Origin of the sequence: Ketobacter sp. MCCC 1A13808, assembly GCF_009746715.1 — a bacterium.
Taxonomy (GTDB): domain Bacteria; phylum Pseudomonadota; class Gammaproteobacteria; order Pseudomonadales; family Ketobacteraceae; genus Ketobacter.
In genome coordinates this window covers 754,762-769,237 of the sequence record NZ_VRKW01000001.1, presented here as the reverse complement: position 1 = coordinate 769,237, position 14,476 = coordinate 754,762, and the positions used below count along the sequence as shown (strand labels likewise).

The window sequence follows — 14,476 nt, the reverse complement described above, 5'->3', positions numbered from 1 at the left end:
CTAGCCCAGTTGAGCAAGGATTGCTTTGTTTTGTTCTGCGGGAATGCCTAAGGTGTCAGCCCGCTCAACCAAATAGCCGGTGATAAAATGGATTTCGGTTGCGCGCCCGGCACGAGCGTCCTGCAGCATCGACGATACGTTGCCTGAGGTTCTTTTTGCTACGGACTTTACCAGTTCAAATAACTGTCCTGGAATGGGTTTACGTACGCCTACGCCAGCCATAACCGCCTCCACTTCACAGCAAATCGCCCTCATATCGCTTAACGCTCGAGGAATTTCAAGCAGCTGTCCGTTGTTACAGTTATAGATCACTGTGAGCGGGTTAATGGCGCAGTTGATCGCCAGCTTATCCCACAGTCGCTGAAGAATGTTGGGGTCGTATTGCACCTCCAGCCCACGTGCCTGCCATGATTGGCTCAAGCTCCTGGCTTGCGGCTGCAGTTCCGGTTGCAGCGCTCCTATCCAGGTGTTGCCCACGCCCGCATGAATGATGCTCTTCGCTTGCGTGCGATGAGCGCCCTCGGTAGTGCTACCCACCAGGCAGGCGGAGATGGGGCATAAGCGTTGCGCGATATCAAGGGTACCCATCCCGTTTTGTAGTAAGAGCAGTGTGCTTCCAGAGCCAAGCCGCTGTTGAACGGAGGCGAGTGCTGCTTGTGTTTGATGGGCTTTAACCGTTACCAGCAGATGGCTTATGGGTGTGTGTCCATCGTCTGTAGCGAAGGTCGAGTTGAGGAATTCATGTGACGCAAACGGTTGGAAACGTAGATTGACCTGCGCAGCCCCCTGGTGGCGGGGTATCAGTCGTGGCCTCATCCCGGCCTCTGCCAAACGCCATGCAAACAGAGAGCCGATGGCGCCGACTCCCAGCACATGCCACGTTGGGCCATTCATGAAAGGCGTTGTTTAGTTACTTTTTGCATGGCGCCAGCGTACCACCATTAGCCTGCCGGTTTCACGTGCGGAGGGAATTTGCCGTTGGGTTATTGCCAGCATTTTATCCGCAGCAGGGAAGCCGGTCTCTTCATCGGCTGCAGACATGCACATGGCTGCTTTCAAACTGATAAAGCCCTTACTGCTTTTCAGTGCTTTGATATTCAATGCGTCATAGATGCGGCGATAGGTGACTGCATTTGCTTGCATGATATCAGCCTGGTACGTCACGATAGCGAATTGCTCGTTGGAGAGGCGAGCGACCGCATCCAAGGGCCGGACAAGTTGACGCAAGCGGCGGGATGCACCAACGATAATTTCACGTAATATTTGTTTGCCGTGCTCTTGCATCAGCGGCTTGTAATTATCGATATTGATAATCATCAGGCACGCTGCACCATTACGGGAGCGGGCATGCAGGATAGTGTCTTTCAGGCGCTCAATGGCAAACTGGGCATTTCCGAGCCCGGTCAACGGGTCAACCAGGGAGTGCTTTTTAAAGCGCTGATTGGATTCCACCAGCAGTTGGTTCTCTTTCAGCAGGCGATTTTGTAAAGCGGATAGGCGGTCAGCAGCGTAGATGCGGGGTAACAATTGCTGATTCATAGCAGACTTATTTATGAAGTCATCGACGCCTTGGTCAAATGCCTGCTCCAGCGCTTTGTCCCCTTCCTTGGCCGTTAGCAGCATAATGTAAGTAAAGTGGTTTGATGCTTCGTCCATTTGCCTTACTTTGCTGGCAAGCTCCAGTCCGTCCATTTCCGGCATTAACCAATCCGCGATCAGGACGCTCACCGGACGGGAATCCAGCATTGTAAGGGCTTGCTGTGCACTGCTCGCAGTGCGGATATCTTTAAAGCCGGCCGCTTTAAGTGTGCGGCCTATGACGGCACCGGAAAATCGGGCATCGTCCACAACCATTATGGGTAAGTCTGCATTTGGCATACGGCGTTTTTCAGCTCGGTTTGTTGTTCTGATAGTTATTGAAGCACGTAGCATTTCAGTTTGGTTCAGGGCACAGGATCTGTCTACTTTATATGGCTACAAATGTCCAAGGGGCGAAGACTATATCACTGATTGACCTTGATTTTTTGGCCTTTAGGCATTTATTGGTTAGGATGCATAGGCGGCGATCGGGCCGCCAAGTCTTCAGGAAGGAAATCGAATGAAGCGCGATGCCAGATTAAGCTGGTTTGAAGCACTCAAGGCTTACGGTCAGCCTAAAGTCGTTTCTATGTTGTTTTTCGGGTTCTCCGCCGGGTTGCCCTTTCTGTTGGTGTTTTCTACTTTGTCTGCGTGGCTACGGGACGAGAACGTAGATCGTTCCACTATCGGCTTTTTTAGTTGGGTCGGTATCATGTTTTCCATCAAGGTATTCTGGTCGCCAGTGGTGGACAGACGCAGTATACCGTGGCTCAGCAAAAAGCTTGGTCAGCGCCGTAGCTGGATGCTGTTGGCGCAAATGGGCATTATGCTGGCGTTGGCTGCGATGGCTATGACCGATGTAACCAAAGAGCTTACCTTGCTGGCCCAATTGGCTGTGTGTGTGGCTTTCCTATCCGCTACCCAGGATATCTGTATTGACGCTTACCGGATCGAATCAGCGGGTAACGAGATGCAGGCCAACATGGCGGCCACGTACATATTCGGCTACCGGATTGCCATGTTGGTGGCCGGTGCGGGCACGTTTTATTTGGCGGATTGGGTCGACTGGCGCTTCGCCTATTTGGTGATGGCAGCGTTGATGTCGGTGGGTGTCATCTGCACCTTGCTAGTGAGTGAGCCACTGGTGAATATTGACCGCGGCACGATGGAGCTGGAAAACGAAGTCATGCAGGTGGCCAAACGGGTTCCGGCGATTCCCTATCTCTTGCCCCGATACCGCGTGGAGTGGTTTCTTGGGGCGGTCGTGACACCTTTCGTGGAATTCTTTAGGCGAAATGGAGCCTATGCCTTAGTCATTTTGCTGTTTATATCGGTGTTCAGAATCAGTGACATAACCATGGGGGTGATGGCAAACCCGTTCTACCTGGACATAGGTTACAGCAAGTCAGAAATCGCCTCTGTGGCCAAGTTTTTTGGTTTCTTTATGACGATTGCCGGCTCGATTCTGGGTGGCGTCTTGGTGGCCCATTTCGGGCTGTTTCGCCCCTTGATTCTGGGCGCCGTACTGGTAGCGCTGACTAACCTGCTTTTTTCCTGGATGGCGGGACAGCCCAAAGATTTGGCTTTTCTGGCAACGGTGATCAGCGCCGATAACCTGTCAGGAGGGATATCAAACGTGGTATTTATTGCCTACTTGTCTAGTCTTACTAACAGGCACTACACCGCAACTCAATATGCGTTGTTCAGCTCCCTAATGACCTTGCCTGGCAAGTTCATTGGCGGATTTTCCGGGGTAATGGTGGATGCACACGGTTATGAGTGGTTTTTTGTTTACGCTGCGCTACTCGGGACGCCGGCCGTTATGCTCGCTATCTATCTGATGTATCGAGAGAAAATAGGAATGGCTAAGGTGTCCATAGATACTGTTTGAGATCAATTTTACGACCGCTCATGACGATGCCTTCATCTTGCAGTCGTTGTTGCTGCTGCTGCCAGTGGTCACTTCCTGGCGGAAATGAAGATTCGCCTTTACTGTTAACGACCCGGTGCCAGGGAATCTTGCTACCGGCGGGTAGATTCTTTAAGACGGTACCGACGTAGCGGGCGTGGCGGGGCATACCGGCTAAAGCGGCAACACCACCATAGGTGGAAACCTTGCCCTTCGGAATGGAGGCTATCACCTGTAATAGGATGTTTTTGCTTTCTTTTCGATCTGTGGGGTAGTTCATACCGGACCTTTTTGCACTGCTTTACTATCCTGCAGTGAGAGGAAATAGGGTTGTTTGTGAACTGGGTACAGAGATAGACCAAACCTGACGTTTCAAGGATGCTTTCTGCGATGGATCTACATAAGCGCAAAGATAACCAAATACACCCGTGTGTTATTGGATTGGCTGGACTTAGATGGCAATCCATTGTCTAATCACACGCCAAACAATCCCACAAAATCAATTGACTACTGGTGCTGAGAATCAGAGGTGCTCATGAGCTGACGTTTATCACCCGTGCTACAGGCGTTTAGCATGGTTTTGCCATCCAGATTCAATCTTAGAATGACGCTCCACAACAATGCAATATACAGGCAAGTGGAAATTAAAATCCTCAGGTAGTGGTATATGAATAAATTGAACTTTAGTAACCCAGCTAACGCCAGTCTTTTAAGCATTATAATTCCGGTGTATAAAGACTTGGCAGGCCTGAGTGACACCATAGGTTCAATTAAAGCGTGCCACGGCGTGCCGGGTTTCGAGCTTGAGATAATCGTGGTAAATGATGGCGCAGATCCTGATATTTCACAGTTCTGCAGGACAGAAAAGCTGGTTGAAGTTAGCATAAATCCCAACCGGGGTTCATATTTTGCCCGGAACAGGGGTATAGAATGCAGTCACGGCTCACTGATCGGCTTTGTCGATGCTGATATATTTGTCGACCGGCAATGGATCGTCAATGCGGTGCAGAAACTGGATACTCATGACTACGTCGGTGGCAGTATCCAGGTCATTCGTGAGGGTGTTAGTGAGACGGTTGCCGATTATCAACAGTTGATAGATTTTAATACCCGGTGGCATATGAGCTCCATTCATTATGCGCCTACTGCAAATGTCTGGGTTCGGCGAAGTCTGCTGGAGAAGCTCGGAGGTTTTGAAGAAAGCCTGTTTTCAGGTGGTGATATGGAGATGGGGCGGCGTGTGTATGACGAAGGCTCGTTACAGCAAACCTATGCAGACGAAGTGGTTGTGCGCCACCCTCCACGTGACCTTAAGGGGCTATTTGCCAAAAGCAAGCGCTTAGCCTATGGGCACAATGTCATTGGTAATGCGTCAAAGCTACAATCGGAGTTCACTTTGATTCAGTCAGTCAAACGTAATCTCTCAAAAGGTGACGATAGTCGAAAATTACCAATTCTGGTGAATATTTTAAGGGTTACTTTGTACGCACATCGTCTATTATTTAAAGTCTACTACAAGCATTTTCTTAAGGATGCTGAGTTTCAAACTGTAGTTAACGGGACTACTAAAGTAGATATGCATGATTATCGTTGAAATAGCGTCAAATTATGTGAATAGCGGCTGAATTCGTTGCCTAACAGTGTTAAGTGGTAACAAATCTCGAAATGATTTCCCGTCCGGGAAAGGTTAGCCTAATGCTTACTTTTCGACATGTATTGAACTTAAACGGAACTTGTATGACTGGTTCTCCATCGAAGAGTCTATTTGAAGCAAACATAATTAGTGATTCCACGTATGTCAGAAGTATGAAAGAAGCCTATTACAACCTATCAATGAATAGGCTAAACACTTCTGAATTTTTTGACCAACTGCGTGCTGAAATGGCAACCGGTGGCCAGGTCGTGGTGAATTTCGTGAATGCGCATTGTTTCAACATTGCTCAGGTTGACATGGAATACCGCAAAGCATTGAATTCAAGTACTTTTGTTCTGAATGACGGCGTCGGAATTCAAATCGGAGCCAGCCTACTTGGATTTCGATTCCAGGAAAACATGAATGGCACAGATCTGATACCGAAGATTTTGAGCACCCCTAAATTGTGCGAAAAGGGTGTATATTTGTTGGGTGCCAAGCCTGAAGTCGTTGCCAAGGCTAGCCGGGAAATCCAGGCACGATGCCCTCAAGCACCAGTGGTAGGGTATTCTGATGGCTATTTTAAGGATACGGACGAAATTCTTAAGAAGATTAATGATAGCGGCGCCCAGGTCCTGATTGTTGCAATGGGCGTTCCGATGCAGGAGTTATGGGTCGAGAATAACCGTCATGCACTGCCCGGTGTCCGATTGATTGTTTCCGGTGGCGCTATTTTTGACTTTCTTACCGGTACGGTAGCAAGGGCTCCGGTCTGGATTCAAAAGGCTGGCTTCGAATGGTTGTTTCGCCTGGCACAAGAGCCCAGACGGTTGTTCAGGCGGTATGCTGTGGGCAATGTCGTGTTTTTGTTTAAAGTGTTGAAACTGCGTATTAAAATGTCGCGTCCGATTGGTGATGGTTAAGTCTGCATTTCTCCCTTCGAATCCATAATTTAAGTTATTGTGTACATCTATTTAGCGCAAGGGCAGTACAGATTAATGGGGTGGCTTGTGTTGAAATGGGATAGTTAAGACTGAAATCATGAAAGAAGAAGTAATGGGTGGCGAGCCGGTCAGGTTGATACTGGGGTCAGGGCGCAGTGGAACAACGTGGATTCAGGATTCACTGGCGAATGCCAATGATTTGAGGCCAGTATTTGAGCCTTTAAAATCGGTCTCCAGTAAAGTACCTCAATTCGAATATGCCTTCCTTGATAAACAGCATCAGTCTCCCGAGTTAAAATCCTTTTTGAGCGATGTCTTTAATGGGCAGTTTCGTTCGATCTGGTCAGACTACCGTATGATTCCAGATAGAGTAATACCCTCTTTGAGTAAGGTGGAATCCTGGGAAAGCATCAAAGCATACAGGCGTCATCTCACCCAGCTCCTTGAGAATTACCGTATGCTTTCTACTGCGCTTAACCATAAATCAATTTTGGTAAAGTTTATTCGCGCGAATCTAATGTTAAGCTGGCTGCAGGCAAATTTTGATACAAGAATTGCACTGATTCTTAGGCACCCGGGCGCAGTGATAGAGTCTCAATTACGGTTGGGGGGTGAGTCCTGGGACCCGGTTGCTCGTTTGAGTTATTATCGTCATGATTCACAGTTTGAAGCCGGGTTGGGGGAGCGATATGGTCGTTATCTGAAAAAGGATTTAAGTCCTGCCCAGATGAATACCCTCATATGGGCGATAGAAAATCAATATCCGTTGGAGCAGGCTGAAAGTGAAACCTACCGAGTGTTTTGCTATGAATCTTTGGTTAATAGCCCGCTAGAAGAGTGGCCCAAATTGACGAAAGTCCTGGACTTAAAAAATGTCCCCCAACTGTCTGATCTGGTTAAACCATCCCAGCAGGCATCGTCGAACTGGGAAAGTGAGAAAAAAGATTATTCCAAGTCTGCTAAATGGATGTCTCGTATATCTGATAAGGACAGGGACGAAGCTGATATTATGCTGCGCATGCTGGGCGTCCGACGGTATTCAATGGATGACCCTAACCCCAAGCCCGGCGTCTTTTAGTGATTGCAATATGTGTATATGAATATTTTTAAATTCAAATTGGAACGCGCTTGATATGGAACTGACGCTATCTCAAATCTACCAGATTGGCGGGGCTTTGGTGTTGTGTTTTGTCGCCTTGATTTTGAGTTACCGCGCCTCAGAAAAATTCCTCGTTAGCTTTTTTGTACTATTAATTCCGTTTCAGATCGTAGATACACGGTACGCAACGCTCAATGTTGTATTGGCATTTTTGTTTTCCTTCTTTCTTTACCTAAGAAAATCACTTACCTCGATACCGCTATTACCTGCGCTGGCTGCAATATTGTTTTGTTACTTTTTAAGCCTGACTCAGGTGCATCCAGTGCAGAATCTCGATCATATTTACTATTTGATAGCATTAGTATCGAGTTTCTTGAGTATGGCCCTTGTTTACAATTTCGTACTGAAACTCAAGTCATACGAGTATTTTTTTAATTTGGTGCACGTTTTAAACGTTCTGGTGTTACTTTACAATGTTTTGCAAATGTGGGCGGGAGATCAGTATTCAATCAACCTGGGGGGCGGGATCTCCTTTTCTATTGTGCCTGCTCGGACTGGTGATGACTTACGATTGGCTGGGCCGTTTGGGTCGACTATGCCTGGCTTAATTGCAGAGTACCTCGTGATCTCGATCTTACTGATTTGTTATGACCTTATCTGTTCTCAAAACAAGAAAAAGAAACCCTATCTAATTCTATTAACCTTGGCCAACCTGGGTTGTTTGATCGCCACGGGGAATAGGGGAGGGCTCATTGGTTTAATATTGTTTTTTGCAGTGTTCCTGATGTCTATGAGCAATGTGCTCGGCGTGGTTCGGGTGATAAAATTGCTCGCTTCCAGCTTGGTTCTATTTGTGGTTGCGGCCGTAATAGTCGTTAACTATACCAGCTACAATCGTTTGTTCGATCGACTTGAAGGAACAGAGATTGAGGGTGGTGTCCCGGATACGCGCTCCAAAACCTGGCCTGCAGCGATAAAACTCTTTGAAGAGAAACCGTTGCTGGGACACGGGCCAAGACTGAATTTGTTCATGGAAAAAGAAATGGATATACCTGATCATACTGTGATGGATCCACCACCGCACAATTTGTATTTGTTCATACTTTGTACAGTGGGGTTGGTTGGGCTTAGCGCATATGTGATTTTTTTCCTGGCTATGCTAAGCAGGGTTGGGTCGGCAATAAAAGGGGAAACCGGGGATGTTTACCTGGACAATTTCCCCAAGCTTGCGACGCTATTAATTTTGTATTTTCTGTTCGATCAGATAAAAATTGAGTATCTTCGATATACAGCAACAGACTATTGGCAATATGCCTATATGCTGTTCGGCTTTCTTCTCGCACTCTCAGATAAGAAAAAACTCATGTTGGGGAATCGTCAGAATTCTATTGATAGTAGGTTCGGCTCTGCTGCATTGGCTTAATATCTGTGACTTATTCAGATTTGTATGACTACTTTTAATTTGTATTTGGAACGTTAATGATTACAAACACTGCAGATGTTCGTGAAGGAGATGTGCTGGAGTCAGAAATTGTGATAGTCGGAGCTGGTGCGGCGGGCATTCCAATGGCGCTGGATTTCGCTGAAGCTGGTTTTAGTGTATTGCTTCTTGAGTCGGGTGAGTCAGACCAGAGCGACGACATGCAGGCACTTTACTCAGGAACCGTAACTGACAGAGCACTGCACAATCCCCCTGAAACTTATCGGCAACGACGCTTAGGTGGAACGACCGCGATATGGGGAGGGCGCTGTGTACCATTTGACCCGATAGACTTTGAGCAAAGACCTTATGTTAATTTTAGTGGCTGGCCAATTACCTCTGATCAGTTGACACCCTATTACCAGCGAGCTAATGACTGGCTTGAAGCCGGCATCTCAGATTATGACGCCAGGACCGCATTGGCGCCAGGAACACCCGAGCAGATTTTGGGGTTGGAATCAGAACGGATACATACCAACAGTCTTGAGCGATTCTCGAGGCCAACGAATCTTTTCATAAGGTATAAAAGGCGACTGGAATTACAGGTAGGTTTACGCGTAGTCAGTGGCGCGAACTGCACTGGGATTCGACTCACTGAACAAGGTGAGACAGTTGATCGGCTTGACTTCCAAACCATGACAGGCAAGCGGTTTTCAGTTAAGGGGGGAACCTATATTCTATCTGTAGGTGGGATCGAAACTGCTCGATTGTTGCTGGCGTCTAACGATATCCACCCCGAAGGCGTCGGAAACAAACACGATGTTGTAGGACGCTACTATCAATGTCATATTGCAGGTAACGTAGGCAAGCTGACTTTCTCCGGGCCGATAGAGTCAATTCATCATGGCTATGATATATCACCCGAAGGTATTTATTGTCGACGTAGAATTATGTTGAATGAAGAAGAGCAGCGGCGTTTAAAGGTGAATAACGTTGCGCTTCGGCTGCACTTCCCGAAAATAATTGATCCTTCCCATAAGAACGGCGTGCTTTCTTCCCTCTATATCATGAGATGGTTTATCCGCTACGAATATGCGGTTCGGTTAAAAGATGGTAACGAGCAAGGTATACTCCATTATCTGAAGCATATAATAAATATACTATCCACGCCGTTTGATACTCTGACATTTGCGTTTAACTGGGTGCGAAAAAGGAATTTGGCATCAAGAAAGTTTCCTTCCGTTATTCTTACGAATAAAAGTAATTTATTTAGCCTCGAAGTGCATGGTGAGCAGGAACCAAATCCTGAAAGCCGGATAACCTTAATTGACGAGACGGATGCTCTGGATATGCCAAAAATTAATATTGATTGGCGGTATACCCAGCAAGATATTAGTTCGGTACGTAAGACAATGCAGGTATTTGCCGATGAGCTAGAACGGGCAGGAGTAGGTAAACTTGAAATTGATGACGAGAGCTTCGAAGCAGAGTTGATGCGATTTGGGGCTTATGGCGGGCATCATATCGGAACGGCGAGAATGGGGGCCGACCCGGAAACGAGTGTGGTCAATGAAAATTGTCAGGTCCATGGGCTGAACAACCTGTATATTGCAAGTAGCGCGGTGTTTCCAACTTCCAGCCAGGCAAATCCAACGCTTACGCTTTTAGCCCTCGGTTTACGATTGGTTAATCACATTACCTTGAATTCAAAAAGTACGCATCAGAAACAGAGGCACTCTGCATAGTCATGAAAGTATTAGTTCTGGGGGGCGCGGGATTTTTGGGGCAGGTAATCGTAAAAAGATTACTTGAACAAGAAGGGTGTAGTCCAATTATCGCGTCAAGAGGGCCGGGGCCTTCGCAGGGTGCAGAAGCGATCTCACTTAATGCACTAGACAGGGAGCATCTGGCTCGGGTCGTTTCCGATGTTGACTGTGTGGTGAATTGCGTAACAGGGTCTAAACAAACCATAATTGAAACTTCGGTATCGCTTGTTGATGTACTTCAGAACAGCAAGCATAAACCTAAGTGTGTCCATATGAGTACAATGTCGGTGTACGGAGGGCAGGAAGGGCTGGTCGCAGAATCCGCTGCAACGCAGGCTGATATTGGCTGGTATGGCGAAGCTAAAATTGCTGCTGAAAGGGCTTTTAGCTCTTATGTTTCACAGGGTGGCACAGTATATATACTGAGGCCGGGATGTATCTACGGGCCTGGTAGTCAGCTCTGGACAGACCGAATTGGCAAGCTGTTAAGTTCCGCGCGCCTCGGGGATTTAGCTGAGGCAGGAGATGGCTGGTCAAACCTGGTTCATGTTGACGATGTCGCAGCTGCCACATTATCCTGCATTAGGGATTCAGAAAATTCGGGAGAGTTTATATTTAATCTGGCCGCACCTGACAGTCCGCGCTGGAATCGGTATTTTCAGGATTTTGCACTGGCATTAGACGCTACTCCTCTGCAATTTTTACATTCCAGGACATTAGCGGTCGAGACTAAAATAATAGCTCCACCAATTAAAGTTCTAGAGCGCATTTCAGGAAAATTCCGGATGCGGAGCGATTGGCTTCCTGAAAGTATTCCGCCTTCATTGTGTAGACTCTGGGGACAGCATATTAAATTGGATAGCCGAAGTATTGAAGACGTTTTCGGCTTTAGATGGGTGCCTTATTCCCGGGGTGTTGAAGAGAGTGCAGAATACTTCAAGAATCGGTTTGGATCGTAAGCAAATGGGCCGGTTGGTCGCAGAGCTTTCATTGTCGGCGGGCTCGTGCTTCGAGAGCTCGGAGAGTTGTATAGATATTATTGGATTCAGGTGCAAACAAATTGGCGTAAAACGTTGCGGCTGAAGTAACTTTGAACATAAGTAATTTCTCAGAAGGGATTGAGGGAGTGTCGATGAAGCTAATCTGGGTTCATATAAAAAGCAGTATATCGGAAGTGCGACAGTCTCCTTTGTTGTGGGTGTTGCTTGGTGTTTTATTTATTGGCTTAGTGCTTAGAGTGTGGGGTATTTCTTTCGGACTACCTAATCTTTATCACGAGGACGAAGGCTTCGAAGTCAATCGTGCATTGCAGCTGGCTAGCGGTAGTTTTGATTTTACCCGCATAGGAAAAGGTGGATATTTCTATGTGCTATTCGCAGACTTTGGGCTTTTGTTTGTATTCCTGAAGTTGGTTGGAATGGTTGAATCAGCAAAAGATTTTGCTTTGTTGTTTATTCGTGACCCCAGTTATTTCTATTTGATGGGGCGCTTTACTACAGCTGTTATTGGAACATTGAGTTTATTTCTGATGTATAAAGTCGGAAGTAAAGTGTTTTCTAGACTGGCCGGGGTCATAGCCGCGGTGCTTCTCTGCGTCAATTTGCTGCACGCTCAGCTTTCCCATTATATTACAGTGGACATTCCGCTGACCTGTCTTTGTTTGGCTTCTTTTATTTTTATATTGCGGGTTCTGGAAGATAATAAGATCAGCAATTACTTGTGGGCAGCGTGCTTTATTGCATTAGCGTCCATGACTAAGATGCCTGGTTTTATTCTGGTGTTTCCGTTCTTTGTAGCACACATAGTCCGCCAGAAATCTGAAAGCCGAAACATTCTGATAGCTGCTTTTGATAAAAAGTGGATTCTAGCCTGTATTCTTCTCGCTCTTGTTTATATCCTGGGTAATCCGGGAATTTTGATTTATTTTAAAAGTGTAGTTCTTGGTGTTTTCCAGATTTATAAAAGCCAAATAGCTAGCTCGGATTCCTCCGACATTGGTGGCTTAAATGAAAGCGGGGAAGCGCTTAGTCCTTTAACTTTCTACATCGATGCTATTTTTTCTAGTATGGGTCTAGTCGTTTTTGTTATTGCTCTGGTGGGAATGCTGGTTGCGCTTCTAAAACCTAAGATAGAAGCCATATTACTTCTGCTGTTTGGTGGTGTGTTCTTTTTGGCATTAGCACTATCTGCAGATCCTGTTTTGATGTTCCCCAGGTACGTACTTCCTATTATTCCTGTCATCGTTTTATTCGCTGCACAGTTTATTGTGATTGTTTCCGAATTGCTGAGTAAGCATGTGCATTTGGATTATTCGGTTTTATCAATAGTTTTTGTTGCGCTGCTGGCGATTGGTGGTGTAAGAGGGGTAATCGAGGAAAATATGCGCTTTTCAATCCAGGACTCACGTACGGTGTCCCGGAATTGGATCGAGGAAAATGTTCCGGAAAATGCCACAATTTTAGTGGAGGGGTTCACCGCTCAAAGTTTTCGCGGTAGTACACCAATTTTGAATTCAAGAGAAAATATTCAATTGGCGATCCAGCATTTTGAAGAAACAAATCAACCCGGGAAGGCTAAGTATTTCCGGCTCGAATTAGAAGCCAATACTGGAAAACGTTATGATCTGGAATTATATAACAACACTAATTTGACTGATTTGGCAGGGTATCTTTCTAAAGGTGTCGAGTACATAGTGCTTCGTCCCGATTATTTAACCAAGTCCCCTAAATATATGGAAACCGGTCCGCAGTTTGTGGAAAGCATACGCAACAACTCTACGCTGGAACTTGTAAAAACTTTCATCGGTGAGTCATCGGGTGGTGCTGGTCCGTATATTGAACTATATAAAGTAAAAAGCATTAACTAGTGCATTCGTTAATTTGAGAGGGCGGGATCACTTGAAACCGAAAAAACATGTTGCTTATCTAGTTCCGGAATATCCGGTGGTATCCGAGACGTTTGTTTATCGTGAAATTCGAGTGCTGATCTCCCTGGGTTACCCAATATCCACCTATGCGCTTAGAGAGAACCCGGACAGTTTCGATGTGTACAAGGACGGATTGCCACCGGCCCACTCAATTTACTCGAAATCAATAGTGTCGCATATATGCGCATTTTTGGTTTGTCTATGCGCGTCCCCCAAGGCCACATTTAAAACGCTTCAGCTCTTTATCCATGATGCTATTGAGCTAAAAGGTTGGCAGGTAAAAGGGAAGTTGTTGGTGCAGTTGTTTGCTTCCAGTTACTTAGCTAGAAGTCTCTGCAAGAAAAATGTGGATCATCTTCACGTGCATTTCATTCATAGTCCAGCCCAGGTAGCAATGTACGCATCGTCATTGTCTGGTATTCCTTTCACCGTCACAGCGCACGCGACGGACATCTACACCCATGGACAGTTGTTGGTGGAGAAATCCCGGCGAGCCAAGTCCGTCGTAACCATTTCGGAGTTTAATAAAAAGTATTTGGAATCCATTGGAGTAGAATCGTCTAAAATTTCTGTTATCCGATGCATCCTGGATTTGCCCGAGTTAGATCAGGACATTTGTCGACCCGATTCGACGCGAGGGCGATTCGTTTTTGGTAGTTTAGGCAGGTTGGTCCGGAAAAAGGGATTTCTTACATTGTTGCGGGCATATAAAATACTTTTGGAATTAAGTGATGAGCAACCACTCGAATTGCAAATCGCAGGTAGTGGGCCTCAGCTCAGGGAAATCGAAAGCCTGATTAAAGAGCTCGGTATCCAGAATCAAGTTAAATTGGTTGGCGCTTTGCATCAATCCAAAGTGTCGGGTTGGATGCGTAATCTGGACTGTTTTGTCTTGGCGTGTGAACAGGATGCTAAGAGTGGGGACATTGACGGAATTCCTGTCGTTTTGATGGAGTCAATGTCCTATGGCATCCCTTCGATTAGCACGGAAGTTTCCGGAGTGCCTGAGCTGGTGATAGATCAAATTACCGGGTTGTTGGCCGCACCTGAGAATCCAGCCGATTTGGCGCAATCAATGCTGATGATGATATCAAACGTCCAATTGAGGTCTCAGATGGTTGTTCGTGCTAAATCTCACGTCTTTGATGAGTTTTCAAAAGAAACTAATATCGAACGGCTTGTGGAAGTGTTCGAAACCTAA

General features: G+C 46.4%; 12 protein-coding genes. 9 read left to right on the top strand and 3 right to left on the bottom strand.

Going from position 1 to position 14,476, the window contains the following annotated elements; translation table 11 throughout:
- A complete protein-coding gene (locus tag FT643_RS03290) occupies positions 1 to 894 on the bottom strand; it encodes a ketopantoate reductase family protein (RefSeq protein WP_156869232.1) in 894 nt (297 codons plus the stop codon).
- A 12-nt stretch (positions 895 to 906) separates the two neighbouring features.
- On the bottom strand, positions 907 to 1,878 hold the full coding sequence (locus FT643_RS03285) for a GGDEF domain-containing response regulator (RefSeq protein WP_156869231.1): 972 nt from the start codon (positions 1,876 to 1,878) through the stop codon (positions 907 to 909).
- A gap of 220 nt (positions 1,879 to 2,098) precedes the next feature.
- Between FT643_RS03285 and FT643_RS03280 the strand changes: the two genes are divergently transcribed.
- Positions 2,099 to 3,469: an AmpG family muropeptide MFS transporter gene (locus FT643_RS03280; protein ID WP_198043280.1), complete on the top strand. Its 1,371-nt coding sequence runs from the start codon at positions 2,099 to 2,101 to the stop codon at positions 3,467 to 3,469.
- Here FT643_RS03280 and FT643_RS03275 read toward each other — a convergent pair.
- Positions 3,444 to 3,767 carry an MGMT family protein gene (locus FT643_RS03275; protein ID WP_156869230.1) on the bottom strand — a complete coding sequence of 108 codons (324 nt, stop codon included), beginning with the start codon at positions 3,765 to 3,767 and terminating at the stop codon, positions 3,444 to 3,446. The genes FT643_RS03280 and FT643_RS03275 overlap by 26 nt on opposite strands.
- A gap of 387 nt (positions 3,768 to 4,154) precedes the next feature.
- On the opposite strand from FT643_RS03275, the gene FT643_RS03270 reads away from it, so the two are divergent.
- The 8 genes from FT643_RS03270 (at position 4,155) to FT643_RS03235 (ending at position 14,476) form a co-directional block, all read left to right on the top strand.
- Positions 4,155 to 5,081: a glycosyltransferase family 2 protein gene (locus FT643_RS03270; RefSeq protein ID WP_156869229.1), complete on the top strand. Its 927-nt coding sequence runs from the start codon at positions 4,155 to 4,157 to the stop codon at positions 5,079 to 5,081.
- A gap of 143 nt (positions 5,082 to 5,224) precedes the next feature.
- Positions 5,225 to 6,043 carry a WecB/TagA/CpsF family glycosyltransferase gene (locus FT643_RS03265; RefSeq protein WP_198043279.1) on the top strand — a complete coding sequence of 273 codons (819 nt, stop codon included), beginning with the start codon at positions 5,225 to 5,227 and terminating at the stop codon, positions 6,041 to 6,043.
- Between the two features lie 118 nt (positions 6,044 to 6,161).
- Positions 6,162 to 7,142: a hypothetical protein gene (locus FT643_RS03260; protein WP_156869227.1), complete on the top strand. Its 981-nt coding sequence runs from the start codon at positions 6,162 to 6,164 to the stop codon at positions 7,140 to 7,142.
- Positions 7,143 to 7,245: 103 nt separating this feature from the next.
- Positions 7,246 to 8,586 (top strand): O-antigen ligase family protein, encoded by a 1,341-nt coding sequence (locus FT643_RS03255; RefSeq protein WP_198043278.1) that lies wholly within the window; start codon positions 7,246 to 7,248, stop codon positions 8,584 to 8,586.
- A gap of 56 nt (positions 8,587 to 8,642) precedes the next feature.
- A complete protein-coding gene (locus FT643_RS03250; RefSeq protein ID WP_156869225.1) occupies positions 8,643 to 10,328 on the top strand; it encodes an FAD-dependent oxidoreductase in 1,686 nt (561 codons plus the stop codon).
- A 2-nt stretch (positions 10,329 to 10,330) separates the two neighbouring features.
- Complete coding sequence (locus FT643_RS03245; RefSeq protein ID WP_156869224.1) at positions 10,331 to 11,308, top strand: NAD-dependent epimerase/dehydratase family protein; 978 nt, start codon at positions 10,331 to 10,333, stop codon at positions 11,306 to 11,308.
- Positions 11,309 to 11,481: 173 nt separating this feature from the next.
- Positions 11,482 to 13,215, top strand: coding sequence for a glycosyltransferase family 39 protein (locus tag FT643_RS03240; protein WP_156869223.1), 1,734 nt, complete (start codon positions 11,482 to 11,484; stop codon positions 13,213 to 13,215).
- A gap of 31 nt (positions 13,216 to 13,246) precedes the next feature.
- Entirely contained in the window at positions 13,247 to 14,476 is a 1,230-nt protein-coding gene (locus FT643_RS03235; protein ID WP_198043277.1) for a glycosyltransferase family 4 protein, read from the top strand.

What these genes read in the sequence shown, in the direction of transcription:
- FT643_RS03290 (WP_156869232.1), bottom strand. Translation starts at nt 894, where the DNA reads ATGAATGGCCCAACGTGGCATGTGCTGGGAGTCGGCGCCATCGGCTCT.
- FT643_RS03285 (WP_156869231.1), bottom strand. Translation starts at nt 1,878, where the DNA reads ATGCCAAATGCAGACTTACCCATAATGGTTGTGGACGATGCCCGATTT.
- FT643_RS03280 (WP_198043280.1), top strand. Translation starts at nt 2,099, where the DNA reads ATGAAGCGCGATGCCAGATTAAGCTGGTTTGAAGCACTCAAGGCTTAC.
- FT643_RS03275 (WP_156869230.1), bottom strand. Translation starts at nt 3,767, where the DNA reads ATGAACTACCCCACAGATCGAAAAGAAAGCAAAAACATCCTATTACAG.
- FT643_RS03270 (WP_156869229.1), top strand. Translation starts at nt 4,155, where the DNA reads ATGAATAAATTGAACTTTAGTAACCCAGCTAACGCCAGTCTTTTAAGC.
- FT643_RS03265 (WP_198043279.1), top strand. Translation starts at nt 5,225, where the DNA reads ATGACTGGTTCTCCATCGAAGAGTCTATTTGAAGCAAACATAATTAGT.
- FT643_RS03260 (WP_156869227.1), top strand. Translation starts at nt 6,162, where the DNA reads ATGAAAGAAGAAGTAATGGGTGGCGAGCCGGTCAGGTTGATACTGGGG.
- FT643_RS03250 (WP_156869225.1), top strand. Translation starts at nt 8,643, where the DNA reads ATGATTACAAACACTGCAGATGTTCGTGAAGGAGATGTGCTGGAGTCA.
- FT643_RS03245 (WP_156869224.1), top strand. Translation starts at nt 10,331, where the DNA reads ATGAAAGTATTAGTTCTGGGGGGCGCGGGATTTTTGGGGCAGGTAATC.
- FT643_RS03240 (WP_156869223.1), top strand. Translation starts at nt 11,482, where the DNA reads ATGAAGCTAATCTGGGTTCATATAAAAAGCAGTATATCGGAAGTGCGA.